The following is a 12,913-nucleotide window of genomic DNA, read 5'->3' as shown; positions in this document are numbered from 1 at the left end:
TTAATACCTCCTAGTTTTATTTGTTTGAGTGATAATATCTTTTTGTTTTTGTTTTTTACCATTATCCTTTTCAACAAATATTTTTTTATCATTGAATGGATTCATCTCAGTATAATACATAAGTGTAGAATAAGTTGATGGAGTAGGAGTAAAAATTTGTACCTGCTCTGGACTTATTTTAAGTTCAGAGGATGCGAATCTTTTTAAATCTAACATATCTTTTTCGTTACACCCTGGATGAGCAGCTATTAAATAGTAAGTTAAGAATTGTTTTTTATCATGCTTTTTATTTAGCTCGTAGAAACGATTTTTAAACTCTTTTAATATGCTTTTTCCTTGTTTACCCATTAGAGAAAGAATTTTATCCTCTGTGTGTTCAGGAGCAATTTTCATCTGTCCTGAAATATGGTCTTTAATAATTTCTTCTAGATATTTATCACCACATCTATTGTCATCTAAAATCATATCATATCTAATTCCAGATGCAATAAATATTTTTTTTATTTTATCGATAGATTTTAATTTTCTTAAAAGATCTATCTGTTTTGAATGATCTAATTTTAAAGCAGGACAAGTTTGTGGATAAAGACATCTTTTATGAGCACAAGCACCATGCTTTAATTTTTTATTACATTCTAAAGCGTACATATTAGCTGTCGGTCCTCCAACATCAGATATATGACCTTTAAATCCTTTTTTACTAGCTAACTCTTTAACCTCTTTAACTATAGAGTCTTCACTTCTAGATATAACAGTTCTTCCTTGGTGAACAGCAATAGCACAGAAGTTACACTCTCCATAGCATCCTCTATGAGTAGTAACAGAATTTCTAATTGTATCTAAGGCTTTTACATGTCCATCTTTTTTGTAATATGGATGAACATCTCTCTCAAATTCTAAACCGTAGATAGCATCCATCTCTTCAGAGGTGAAGTTTTCACAAGGTGGGTTTTGAATGTAATATCTATCAGCATTTTTTTGATAGATTCCTTTGGCTGTGATGGGATCACAGTTGTGGTAGAAAAGTTCAAAAGCTTTTACAAAGTTTTCCTTTTTCTCTAAACACTCTTCATAAGTTGGAAGGGCTAAATAACCCTCTTTAGGTTCTTTAGATATATATCCAAGCCCTCTTATATTTTTCCAATCCTCTTTATTCTGAATGGCTTTAGCTAGAGCTAGCATAGATTTTTCACCCATTCCATAAGAAAGGATATCAGCTTTAGCATCAAAAATAATAGGACGTCTCAGTGAGTTACTCCAATAATCGAAATGTACAACTCTTCTAAGACTAGCCTCTATTCCTCCTAGTACAATTGGAACAGAGCTATTTTTAAAGAAACGACGAATTAGATTTGTATATTGAATCGTAGCCCTATCAGGTCTTCTGTTGTTTTCTCCACCAGGGGTAAAGTCGTCACTTTTTCTTCTTTTTTTAGTGGCAGTATAGTTAGCAACCATAGAGTCAACACAACCAGCAGAAACTGCCCAATATAAATTGGGCGTTCCTAACCTAGTTATATCTTTATCAGAATTGATATCTGGTTGTGCAATAACTCCTACCTTAAAACCGTTTTTAACTAACCACTTACCAATAATAGCAGTACCGTTATACGAGGTATCTAGATATGTATCTCCAGATATTAAAATAATATCTAAAGAATCCCATCCTAATTTTTTAACCTCTTCCATTGTAGTAGGTAGAAACATTTAAAATCACACTCCTTGAGAAGCAGCCATTAAGAAAGGAACCACTTGTTTCTTTCTAGAAACAACACCATCAACCCATGCAGTATTGTTAACTAAAGTAGTGTGGAATCCTCTTTCAACGATAGTAGGCTCTCCAACAACTAGTAACATTGATCCTGCTTTAACGATATCAGTTATAACTAATACAGATAGTTGGTAGTGATGTTTAGAATTAGTATGAGCCATAGCTTTCTCTAAAGCTTCTTGTTGATCAAGAACACCTTTAACATCAACAGTATTAACTTGAGAGATAGCTAATTTGATACCATTCATAGTGAATTCTTTTTGGTCCATAGTTAAAATCTCTTCTGGAGTTTTGTCAGAAAGAGAAGTTCCAGCTATTAACATATCCATACCGTAAGCTTCGAAGTTTTCGATTCCAGAGATAGTAGCTAACTCTTTAACAGCAGCGATATCTTTATCTGTACAAGTAGGTGATTTAAACATAAGCGTATCAGATAAAATAGCACTCATCATTAAACCAGCAATCTCTTTTGGAGGAACTATTCCAGCTTCTTTATACAGATCAAGAATAATTGTACAAGTACATCCAACAGTTTCTGCATTTATTTTTACAGGTTCATTAGTTTCGAAGTTTCCAAATTTATGGTGATCAACCACTTGAACTATTTTTGCATCTCTTAAACCAGCAACAGATTGAGTATCCTCATTGTGGTCAACTAAAATAACATTTTTTCTAGTGAAGTTGATTAAATTTTTAGTTCTAATTGTTCCGTAAACTTCACCGTTTTTATCGATAACAGGGAAGTTAGTTTGTGATGATTCTTTCATAATATCTTTAATATCAGCTAAGTAATCGTCAACAGAGAAAGAGTAGAACTTTTCGTTGTTTAAGATTGATAAAATTGATACTGATTGAGATATTAGAGGAATCGCTTTAAATAGAGATTTGTTTACTCTTAAAATTGGAGTTTTTGAATCTCTTGGAAGGATAACATCATCTTTATCACAGCAAAGAATAATCATCTTTACTCCTAAATCGATTAAATCGTCGATAGAATCTAAAAGAGTTGTAGTAATAACGATATCACCAGCAGCGATATTTCTGTATTCACTAACTCCTTTTAAATTAGCTTCGATTTTCCCAGAAGGATATTTTCCACTGATAACTTCTCCTTCTAAAACTTCTTGTAAGTTTTCGTAAGTTGTATGATAAGCAGCAAAAAGATCTGAGTAATCGATGTTTAAGTAAGCATTAGCTATATCAGAAACATGAATCATTCCTCTTAAGTGATTTTTGCTATTTACAACAGGTAAACTAGAGAAGTTTTCCTCAGTCATTATTTCTAAAGCTCTTCTTAAAGAATCTTTGTGATTGATAGTTTTCTTTTCAACACGAGTAAGGTCTGAAATCTGAGCACTTACTGTTGAAAGTAATTTTGGTGCATCTATATTAAAACTTTTTAAAACAAATTCAGTTTCCTTACTGATGTTTCCTAATCTACAAGCTTGAGCAGATTCTCCTTTTAATTCTTTTAATCTAGCTAGTGATATAGCCGAACAGATTGAATCTGTATCTGGATTTCTGTGTCCAAAAATTAAAGTTGGTTCCATGTAAAATACTCTCCTTTTTCTTAAATAAGTCTATTTATTATTTTATCATTTTTTTGAAAATAGAACAACAAAATCTTTACTTTTCTCATAAAAAAACACAAATAAAAAATGAAATTAGGAGAATATGGAAAATATGTCGTATTTATGATAAAATATAGGAAGAGTTTTAGTTAAAATATACGAGGTGAAGAGATGAAATTAGTTGATACACATTGCCATTTAGATAATGAAAAATTCGATTTAGATAGATTAGAAGTTATAGAAAGAATAAAAGATAAATTAGAATTTTGTGTAAATATAGGATATGATTTAAAAAGTTCAAAAAGAAGTTTAGAATTAGCAAAAGAGTATGATTTTATATATGCAGTTGTAGGTGTCCATCCAATTGATATAGCAGAGTATAATGACGAGCTAGAAAAAGAGCTAGAGGTAATAGCAAAAGATTCTAAAGTTGTTGCTATAGGTGAGATTGGATTGGATTATCATTGGATGACAGAACCAAAAGAGGTTCAGCAAGATAGATTTAGGAAGCAGTTAGAGTTAGCAAAAAGAGTAGGTAAACCTGTTGTTATTCATACAAGAGACGCGATGGAAGATACAGTTAATATTTTAAAAGAGTATCCAGAGATAGAGGGGGTTATTCATTGTTATCCTGGGTCTTTAGAAACTGCAAAGGTTTTAGTAGATAGATTTTACTTAGGAATAGGTGGAACTTTAACTTTTAAAAATGCAAAGAAAACCGTTGAAGTTGTAAGAGATATACCACTAGATAGAATAGTTATAGAGACGGATTGTCCATACTTAACTCCTGAACCTTTTAGAGGAAAAAGAAATGAACCTATTTATGTAGAGCATGTCGCTCAAAAAATTGCTGAAATAAAAGAGATTTCAGTAGAAGAGGTTACAAAAACGACAACAGAGAACGCTAAAAAACTTTATAAAATAGGATAGGTGGCTATGAAGTTTGTAAGAATAGGAAACGATATCGTAGAAATATCTAGAATAGAGAGTGCAATAAGTAAAAAGGGTTTTAAAGAACGTGTTTTTACAGAGAAAGAGATAGAGCAGATTGAAGCAAAAGGTGGAAAAAGTGAAAGCTATGCGGGAAGATTTTCAGCTAAAGAGGCTATCGCAAAAGCTTTGGGAACAGGAGTTAGAGGTTTTAATCTTGTAGATATTGAGATATTGAATAATTCACTGGGAAAGCCTGAAGTAAAACTTTATGGAAATTTGAAAGAAAAAAATGTAAATGTAGAAATATCTATTTCACATTGTAAAGATTATGCAACTGCTGTTGCAATAATAATGGAGAGGGAGGAATAATGAAAGATTTTTATAAAGAGTTAGATAACTTTATAGAAAGTTTAGATAATAAAAAAGATGACTATAAAATACTTTCTTTTGTTGTTGATGAACTTGGATATATTCCTGATGAAGTGATTGATTATGTAGCTAAGAAAATAGATGTATTTTCATTTTCTTTAGATAGTACGATAAGGTTTTATCCAAAACTACAAAAAGCTAGAACGAAATTTTATGTACAGATATGTACAGGAAGAAATTGTAATCAGCCGGGATTAAAAGAGAAAATATCAGAGATTAAAAGTAAGATTAATTTTGTAATAGATGAAAGACATTGCTTGGGAAGATGTTCAAAGGGAAATGCTTTGAAAGTAAATGAAGAATATTATTCATATAAAAGTTTAGATGAGTTAGAAAAGATATTATTAAACTTAAAATAAGTTTTAGGAGGAATTTTAATGGATATTTTAGAATTAAAAAGAGAATACAATCAGTTTAAAAATCAGATTGATGCTATAAGGGGGTCTCTTTGACTTAGATACTAGAAAAGAGAAAATCTCATCTTTAGAGAAAAAAACTTTAGAAGATGGATTTTGGAATGATAAATTAACTAGTGGAAAAATTATAAAAGAGATGAACGAGGAAAAAGATATAGTTAAAGAGTTTGAAACTATAGAAAATATGTTTTTTGATGAAGAGATTTTAATAGATTTTGTAGATTCAGGAGAGGAAGATTTTGTAGAAGAGTTAGAAGAGAAACACTCTAAGCTTATGCAAACGATAGAAAATTTTGATACAAAGATGTTATTAGATGGAGAATATGATGGAAACAACGCTATAGTAACAATTCATTCGGGAGCAGGAGGAACAGAAGCTTGTGACTGGGCAGATATGCTATATAGAATGTATATGAGATGGTTTAATAACAGAGGATACAAAGTAACTGAAATGGATTATATGGCGGGAGATTCTGTAGGGATTAAATCGATAACTCTTTTAGTTGAAGGAACAAGAGCTTACGGGTATTTAAAAGGTGAAAAAGGAGTACATAGACTTGTTAGAATATCACCTTTTGATGCGAATAAGAAAAGACATACATCTTTTGCTTCAGTAGATATAATGCCTGAAGTTGATGAAACGGTTGAGATAACAATAGATCCAGGTGATTTAAGAGTTGACACATATAGAGCATCGGGAGCTGGTGGACAGCACGTAAATATGACAGATTCAGCAGTAAGAATTACTCATATACCTACTGGGGTTGTTGTAACTTGTCAAAGAGAGAGATCACAACTAAGTAATAGAGAAACGGCTATGAAACTTTTAAAATCTAAACTTCTAGAGATCGAGATGAAAAAGAAAGAGGAAGAGTTGAAAAAAATTCAAGGAGAGCAAAGTGATATTGGTTGGGGAAATCAAATAAGATCATATGTATTCCAGCCTTATACAATGGTTAAAGATCATAGAACAGCTGTGGAGTCAGGAAATATTAGAGCCGTTATGGATGGAGATATAGATGACTTCATAAATGGGTATTTAAGATGGTCAAAAAATAAAAACTAGCAAGCTATCTTGAAATTATTGAATATATGGATTATAATATAGGGTACAAATTACAAAAAAGGGAGAGATTATGATGGAAAGAAGAGTAAGAACGAGAATCGCACCTTCTCCAACAGGAGATCCACATGTAGGAACAGCTTACATTGCGTTATTCAACTTAGCTTTTGCTTATAAAAATGGTGGAGACTTTATACTAAGAATAGAGGATACTGACCAAAACAGATATACAGAAGGGTCAGAGCAAATGATATTTGATGCTCTAAAGTGGTTAGGATTAGATTACGCTGAAGGTCCTGATGTTGGTGGACCAACTGGACCATACAGACAATCTGAAAGATTCCACTTATATGGAGAGTATGCACATAAATTAGTTGAGAAGGGAGAAGCTTACCACTGCTTCTGTACTCAAGAGAGACTAGAAAAATTAAGAGAAAGACAAAAGGCTATGGGAAAAGCTCCAGGATATGATGGACACTGTAGATCTCTTTCAAAAGAGGAAATAGATGCTAAATTAGCAGCTAAAGAGGAGTTTGTAATCAGACTTAAAATGCCTTATGAAGGAGAAACAATCATAAAGGATAGATTAAGAGGAGATATCGTTTTTGAAAATAACAAAATCGATGATCAAGTTTTATTAAAAGGAGATGGATTCCCAACTTACCACTTAGCAAACGTTGTTGATGATTACTTAATGAATATCACTCACGTAATAAGAGCTGAAGAGTGGATTGCATCTACACCTAAGCATATCCAACTTTATAAAGCATTTGGATGGCAAGAACCTGAGTTCATACACATGCCTTTACTTAGAAACTCAGATAGAACAAAAATATCTAAGAGAAAGAATCCAGTTTCATTAAACTGGTACAAAGAGGAAGGATACTTAAAAGAGGGTATCGTAAACTTCTTAGGATTAATGGGATACTCATTTGGAGAAAACAAAGAGATATTTACATTACAAGAGTTCAATGAGAACTTTGATATCGATAAGGTATCTTTAGGAGGTCCTGTATTTGACTTAGTTAAATTAGGGTGGGTAAACAACCAACATATGAGAATGAAAGACTTAAAAGAGTTAACTGAGTTAGCTGTTCCATTCTTTAGAAATGCTGGATTAATCGGAGAAGAGTTAACAGAGAAAGAGTTTGAAACACTTTCAAGAATTGTTGATATATTAAGAGAAGGAGCTCAAACAATAAAAGAGATTGTAGCTCAATCAGAAGTATACTTCAAAGATGAGTACACATTACCAGTTGTAACTGAAGAAACAGATAAAAAAGAAGTAAAAGGAATCGAAAGACTTTATACAGTTATTCAAGATGAAGCTGGAAAGAAATCAATTAATTTATTTGAAGAGAAGATTGCAGCTGAATCTGAAGAGATATCAATTGATAGAGCAAAAGAGTTATTAAAAGAAACTCTAGATACAATTGGAGAGGGACCAGGAAAAGTTTACATGCCTTTAAGAGCAGTATTGACTGGACTACCAAAAGGTGCAGACTTATATAACTTAGTTTCTATTATTGGAAGAGACAGAACTTTAGCAAGAATAGAGAGAATGAAAAAATTATACAATATTTAATTTAATTTTTTAGTGGAGTTTCAAGCTCCACTTTTTTTTTAGAAAAAAAAGAAAAAAAGAAATTATGAGTAGTTTATTAAGAAGAACGTTTAGCATCAGAGGAGGACTATGAAGACACATATTTTAATGGGAAAATTATTTTTAGAATCATTTAATATTTTGAAAGAAATTCAAAAAGAAATTCAAAAAGATCTGAAAAGTTTAGAATTTCAAAAAGAGATTGAGGTAGAGTTTAAAAATTTAAATTTTATGGAATCGTTTAAAAAAAACTTTTTTACACTGTTGATGTTATCTATTATGATTGATTGTAAAATATCTAAAAAAAATGTAGTTAAATATGGAAAAATTATTTTATATTTAAGACAGATAGTAACTTCGACAGATAATATAATAGATGATGAGAATAAAGGGATAATTTTTATAGATAGATTAAAAAATAATGTGGTTTCAAATAGTTTAGTGATGTTGTTTTGTCAAAATTTTTTGAGTAAAACATGCTTAGAAATAGATTTTAAGAGTTCTTTAAGTCAAAAAATTCTTAACAAGATATATTTGATTGCAGAAAGCGAAAGTTTAAGAGATAGAAAGCAGTATGAAACATATCCAGACGAAGAGTATGTTCTATCTAGAATTCATAATGGAATTGGGGGGGAGCTTCTAAAGATAAGCCTAGAGGTACCTCTAGAAATTGAAAAGAATAAAAAGTTAGAAGAGTGTGCAAAGGCAATATATGAAATTGGAATGTCTTTACAAGCTTTGGATGATTTTTTGATATTGATGAAGATAAACTAGCTGAAAAAGTAAATTTGTATGAGGCAAAGTTATTGTATTCTGAAGACGTCAAGGAAATTATAGAAGAGAGATATTTAAAAGAAGTTTCGGAAAAAGCATATGAAGGCTTTCATATTCTAGAAAAAAATGGTTATCCAATGAATAGAAAAGAGGCTAAGAGAATATTAAAAAAATTATTTGAATTGAGAGGATTGAAAGAGTATTCTAAAATTTTAGATGAGGAGGACGATTCTAAGAATGGATATGAAAAAGATTATGATAGCCAATTGGCAGAGTATAGAGTATGTGAATATTGAGATAGAGAAATTATTGATACTGATAGGTGAATCTAATAGAGGAAAAACAAGTATTCTAAAGGCATTATCAGCTTTCTTCGGACAGTATGAGATAAAGAAAGAGGACTTTAAAGATAGAACTAGACCGATTGAAATAAGAATTAAATGTTATAAAACTAATAGAGGTTTTTTAACTTTAAAATTATTGAAAAGAGAGAACGAAGAGATAGAATATTACATAGTAGATCACGGAATAGAAACAAAAGTTGATTTAGAAATAATAAGAGCAGAGTATATATCTCTTAGAGGAGCAGTTATCAGTTCAAAAGATAACGGAGTATATGAAGGACTTTTAAGAATAAGAGATATATTTATGGATACTATGGATAGTCAAATAATAAAAGATTTAAATAGTAAATTAGAATATTTAGGGGAGAATAAATTATCCCAGAGTTTACAAAGAAAGATTTTATTTAGTTTTCTAAAAAATATTTTGTATAGTATTGATGAATACGAAACAAAGATAAAGTCAAAACTTTCTGACTTGTTTTTAATATTTGAAGAACCTGAACTTCATTTGAATCCTCAAGAGAGCAGAGAGATGTATTCGTTATTAATAAAACTTTCTAAAATAGGGGTTCAGATAATTTTAGAAACTCACTCAAGTTATTTTGTGGGATTAAAACAGTATAAGTCGATTTGCTTAATAAAGAAGATTAGAGGAGAGATTAAAGTTTTTCAATATACGGGGAAACTTTTAAATGGAGATGAAATTAAGAATTTCAATATGAACTATTGGATAAATCCAGATAGAGGAGAGATGTTTTTTGCTAAAAAGGTTATATTAGTAGAAGGACAAACAGATAAGATAGCGCTTTCTTATTTGGCTAAAAAAATAGGGGTATATAATTATAGTTATTCTATTATAGAGTGTGGAAGTAAAAGTATCATTCCGCAGTTTATAAAGGTTTTGAATGGCTATAAAATACCGTATGTAGCCGTTTATGATAAAGATAATCATAGATGGAGAAATGAAACAGAACTAGATAGTTCAAATCTGAAAAATAAGAAAATAAGAGGAATTGTAAATAGGTTTATTGGAGATTATATAGAGTTCGAAAATGATATAGAAGAGGAGATTTGCCAAGAGGAGAGAGAACGGAAAAATTATAAGAATAAACCATATTATACATTACAAAAAATAAGTGAACTTGATTTTATAATGTCTAAAAAATTAGAAAATAAAATAAGACGCATATATAAATAGAGATAGAAAATTTAAATTTCTATCTCTATTTTAATTTATAGATAAATTAGAAAATAAATGCTCCAGCCAGAGCTGTAGTTAAAAGAATTATAATAGGATTTATCTTATTTAAATACTTTGTTCCTACAAAAACTATAATAAAAATTAAGATTGCTTTTAGACTTTGAGAATAATCATTTACAAAAAATGTAGGTTTAGCTATTATAATTCCAGCAAATGTTATTAAGGCTAAAGTTACTGGTTTAACACCTTTAAAAAAGAACTCTTTTTTAGGGTTGTTTTTAATTTTAGAAAAGATGCTTGCGATAATAATAATAACAATAAAAGAAGGTAAAGCAGACCCGGCAGTTGCAACCAGAGCACCAAGAGTTCCCCCAACTTTATGGCCAACGAAAGTGGCTGTGTTGATTGCTATAGGACCAGGTGTAACCTGTGATATAGCGATGACATCTAAAAATTCGCTTTCAGTTAACCAGCTATACTTAAATACTACTTCTTGCATAAGTGGAAGCATAGCTAATCCACCACCAAAAGAGAACATTCCTATTTTAAAAAATTCGATAAAAAGTATTAAATAAATCATTTTTCACCTCTAATTGTAAAGAATATAATACATCCAACACCAAAAAATAGAATTAAAGTAATAGGTGAGATATTAAAGAAAACTAGCCCTATTAATGAAACTATAAAAACAATATAACTAAAGTAATCAATTAAAGTGTTTTTTGATAGTTTGATAACCGAAGATAAAATAAGTGCAGCAATCCCAGCTCTAAGTCCAATAAAAATCTTCTGCATTGTAGGATTTAAAAAACTTTTAGAGAAGAATGCAGAGATTATAGTTATAACCAAAAGCGATGGAGCTATTACACCCAAAGTAGCAGCAACAGAACCTAAAATCCCAGCTCTTTTTTTTCCTATAAAAGTGGCAGCATTTATAGCAATAGGCCCTGGTGTCATTTGTGAAATTGTAATAATTTCAAGTAATTCATCTTTATCAATCCATTTTTTACCATATATCATCTCTCTTTCAATAAGAGGTATCATAGCGTATCCACCACCGAAAGTAAACATTCCTATTTTAAAGAAAGTAAGAAAAAGTTCTAGCATAAAAATCCTCCTTAAATTGAAATAAAAGCAGAGGTAGTCCTCTGCTTTTATAAAGTTTTATTATACGTTGTACATCTCTTTAATTTTTGCTTGTAATTCATCATCAGAAATATAGTCGTCGTACTCAGTTAACTTATCAATAAGTCCACTTGGAGTGATTTCTATTATTCTGTTTGCAACTGTTTGGATGAACTCGTGGTCATGAGCTCCAAATAGAATTGTTCCTTTAAAGTTAGTTAAAGCTTTGTTTAGAGATGTAATAGACTCAAGGTCTAAATGGTCTGTAGGGTTATCGAAGATTAGAACGTTAGCATTAGTTAACATCATTCTTGATAACATACATCTTACTTTTTCTCCTCCAGAAAGAACCTTAGCTCTTTTTGTAGCTTCTTCTCCAGAGAATAACATTCTTCCTAAGAATCCTCTTACGAATGCATCGTGTTGATCAGGTGAATATTGTCTTAACCAGTCGATTAAGTCAAGGTCACAGTTTTCGAAGAATACAGAGTTATCTTTTGGCATGTAAGCTTGAGTAGTTGTAACACCCCAAGTATAAGTACCGCTATCAGCTTCCATCTCTCCAGCTAAGATAGAGAATAGAGTTGTTTTAACAATATCGTTTTGAGATATGAATACAACTTTATCATTTGTATTGATTGTGAATGATACGTTATCTAAAATCTTAACTCCATCGATAATCTTAGTAAGATTTTCAACTTTAAGAAGGTTGTTTCCAGCCTCTCTTTCAGGTTTAAATTCAACGAATGGATATTTTCTATTAGAGATTTGCATATCTTCAAGTTGTAATTTATCTAATTGCTTCTTTCTAGAAGTAGCTTGCTTAGATTTAGATGCGTTGGCACTGAATCTAGCAATGAATTCTTGAAGTTCTTGTCTCTTTTGTTCTAATTTTTTATTTTTGTTGTTAATTAATGTTTGCATTAATTGGTTTGATTCGTACCAGAAATCATAGTTTCCAACGTACATTTTAACTTTACCATAATCGATATCAGCTATGTGAGTACAAACTTTATTTAAGAAATGTCTATCATGCGATATAACAATAACAGTAGTATCTTCTAGATTCATTAAGAACTCTTCTAACCAAGCAATAGCTTGAATGTCAAGACCGTTTGTAGGCTCGTCTAATAATAGAACATCAGGGTTTCCGAATAAAGCTTGAGCTAATAAAACTTTTACTTTATCAGGCTCGCTAAGTTCTCTCATGTATTTATAATGTAAATCAGCAGTAATTCCAAGACCAGTTAAAAGCATTTCAGCTTCAGTTTCAGCTTCCCAACCATTTAATTCAGCGAATTCACCTTCTAATTCAGCAGCTCTCATACCATCTTCATCAGAGAACTCACTTTTAGCGTATATCTCGTTTCTCTCTTCAATAATTTTCCAAAGTTTAGTATGTCCCATTAAAACAACGTTTATAACTGTATCTTCTTCGTGAGCAAAGTGATCTTGCTTAAGAACAGCCATTCTTTTGTTTTTATCAAAGATTACATCTCCTTCAGTAGGATCTAAATCTCCTGAAAGTATTTTAACAAATGTTGATTTTCCGGCACCGTTTGCACCAATAAGTCCATAACAGTTTCCAGGAGTAAATTTAACACTTACATCCTCGAAAAGTTTTCTACCAGAGAATCTCATACTTAGATTGCTAGTTGCTATCATTTTAAAAAATTCCTCCTA

General features: G+C 30.9%; 13 protein-coding genes. 8 read left to right on the top strand and 5 right to left on the bottom strand.

The features are described from left to right. Together L988_RS01120 and L988_RS01115 are read right to left on the bottom strand one after the other, a co-directional pair. On the bottom strand, window positions 1-1,707 hold the full coding sequence (locus L988_RS01120; RefSeq protein WP_047380685.1) for a YgiQ family radical SAM protein: 1,707 nt from the start codon (window positions 1,705-1,707) through the stop codon (window positions 1-3). Between the two features lie 6 nt (window positions 1,708-1,713). Further along, complete coding sequence (locus tag L988_RS01115) at window positions 1,714-3,321, bottom strand: putative manganese-dependent inorganic diphosphatase (RefSeq protein WP_047380683.1); 1,608 nt, start codon at window positions 3,319-3,321, stop codon at window positions 1,714-1,716. 192 nt (window positions 3,322-3,513) lie between these two features. Between L988_RS01115 and L988_RS01110 the strand changes: the two genes are divergently transcribed. The 8 genes from L988_RS01110 (at window position 3,514) to L988_RS01075 (ending at window position 10,102) form a co-directional block, all read left to right on the top strand. Then, a complete protein-coding gene (locus L988_RS01110) occupies window positions 3,514-4,272 on the top strand; it encodes a TatD family hydrolase (RefSeq protein WP_047380681.1) in 759 nt (252 codons plus the stop codon). A gap of 6 nt (window positions 4,273-4,278) precedes the next feature. Beyond that, window positions 4,279-4,644 (top strand): holo-ACP synthase, encoded by a 366-nt coding sequence (gene acpS, locus L988_RS01105; RefSeq protein WP_047380679.1) that lies wholly within the window; start codon window positions 4,279-4,281, stop codon window positions 4,642-4,644. Further along, a complete protein-coding gene (locus L988_RS01100; protein WP_047380677.1) occupies window positions 4,644-5,063 on the top strand; it encodes an NAD(P)H-dependent oxidoreductase subunit E in 420 nt (139 codons plus the stop codon). Before acpS ends, L988_RS01100 begins: the two co-directional genes overlap by 1 nt. Before the next feature lie 18 nt (window positions 5,064-5,081). Next, window positions 5,082-6,186, top strand: a protein-coding gene (prfB, locus tag L988_RS01095; protein WP_197053369.1) for a peptide chain release factor 2 whose coding sequence is annotated in 2 segments (ribosomal slippage) — window positions 5,082-5,153 and window positions 5,155-6,186 — 1,104 coding nt in all. Because the reading frame shifts where the segments join, the coding sequence is not laid out codon by codon here. Between the two features lie 73 nt (window positions 6,187-6,259). Beyond that, window positions 6,260-7,768 (top strand): glutamate--tRNA ligase, encoded by a 1,509-nt coding sequence (gene gltX, locus L988_RS01090; RefSeq protein WP_047380674.1) that lies wholly within the window; start codon window positions 6,260-6,262, stop codon window positions 7,766-7,768. Window positions 7,769-7,876: 108 nt separating this feature from the next. After that, window positions 7,877-8,560 (top strand): hypothetical protein, encoded by a 684-nt coding sequence (locus L988_RS01085; RefSeq protein ID WP_047380673.1) that lies wholly within the window; start codon window positions 7,877-7,879, stop codon window positions 8,558-8,560. A gap of 32 nt (window positions 8,561-8,592) precedes the next feature. Then, window positions 8,593-8,856 (top strand): hypothetical protein, encoded by a 264-nt coding sequence (locus tag L988_RS01080; protein WP_047380670.1) that lies wholly within the window; start codon window positions 8,593-8,595, stop codon window positions 8,854-8,856. Then, window positions 8,798-10,102 carry an ATP-dependent endonuclease gene (locus L988_RS01075; protein ID WP_047380668.1) on the top strand — a complete coding sequence of 435 codons (1,305 nt, stop codon included), beginning with the start codon at window positions 8,798-8,800 and terminating at the stop codon, window positions 10,100-10,102. The genes L988_RS01080 and L988_RS01075 overlap by 59 nt, the downstream gene beginning before the upstream one ends. A 46-nt stretch (window positions 10,103-10,148) precedes the next feature. On the opposite strand, the gene L988_RS01070 is transcribed toward L988_RS01075, so the two are convergent. From L988_RS01070 to L988_RS01060, 3 genes are read right to left on the bottom strand one after another with little or no spacing between them, the layout of a single operon-like run. After that, window positions 10,149-10,685, bottom strand: a complete 537-nt coding sequence (locus L988_RS01070) for a chromate transporter (RefSeq protein ID WP_047380666.1) — start codon at window positions 10,683-10,685, stop codon at window positions 10,149-10,151. Then, window positions 10,682-11,212: a chromate transporter gene (locus L988_RS01065; RefSeq protein WP_047380664.1), complete on the bottom strand. Its 531-nt coding sequence runs from the start codon at window positions 11,210-11,212 to the stop codon at window positions 10,682-10,684. Before L988_RS01065 ends, L988_RS01070 begins: the two co-directional genes overlap by 4 nt. 60 nt (window positions 11,213-11,272) lie before the next feature. Next, window positions 11,273-12,895, bottom strand: coding sequence for an ABC-F family ATP-binding cassette domain-containing protein (locus L988_RS01060; RefSeq protein WP_047380662.1), 1,623 nt, complete (start codon window positions 12,893-12,895; stop codon window positions 11,273-11,275). Between the last annotated feature and the right edge of the window lie 18 nt (window positions 12,896-12,913).

Origin of the sequence: Cetobacterium sp. ZWU0022 (assembly GCF_000800875.1) — a bacterium.
Taxonomy (GTDB): Bacteria; Fusobacteriota; Fusobacteriia; order Fusobacteriales; family Fusobacteriaceae; genus Cetobacterium_A.
This window is presented reverse-complemented; position numbering and strand designations above follow the sequence as displayed.

Coding starts and splice junctions, on each gene's coding strand:
- L988_RS01115 (WP_047380683.1), bottom strand. CDS start 3,321: ATGGAACCAACTTTAATTTTTGGACACAGAAATCCAGATACAGATTCA.
- acpS (WP_047380679.1), top strand. CDS start 4,279: ATGAAGTTTGTAAGAATAGGAAACGATATCGTAGAAATATCTAGAATA.
- gltX (WP_047380674.1), top strand. CDS start 6,260: ATGGAAAGAAGAGTAAGAACGAGAATCGCACCTTCTCCAACAGGAGAT.
- L988_RS01085 (WP_047380673.1), top strand. CDS start 7,877: ATGAAGACACATATTTTAATGGGAAAATTATTTTTAGAATCATTTAAT.
- L988_RS01120 (WP_047380685.1), bottom strand. CDS start 1,707: ATGTTTCTACCTACTACAATGGAAGAGGTTAAAAAATTAGGATGGGAT.
- L988_RS01070 (WP_047380666.1), bottom strand. CDS start 10,685: ATGATTTATTTAATACTTTTTATCGAATTTTTTAAAATAGGAATGTTC.
- L988_RS01065 (WP_047380664.1), bottom strand. CDS start 11,212: ATGCTAGAACTTTTTCTTACTTTCTTTAAAATAGGAATGTTTACTTTC.
- L988_RS01110 (WP_047380681.1), top strand. CDS start 3,514: ATGAAATTAGTTGATACACATTGCCATTTAGATAATGAAAAATTCGAT.
- L988_RS01060 (WP_047380662.1), bottom strand. CDS start 12,895: ATGATAGCAACTAGCAATCTAAGTATGAGATTCTCTGGTAGAAAACTT.
- L988_RS01100 (WP_047380677.1), top strand. CDS start 4,644: ATGAAAGATTTTTATAAAGAGTTAGATAACTTTATAGAAAGTTTAGAT.
- L988_RS01075 (WP_047380668.1), top strand. CDS start 8,798: ATGGATATGAAAAAGATTATGATAGCCAATTGGCAGAGTATAGAGTAT.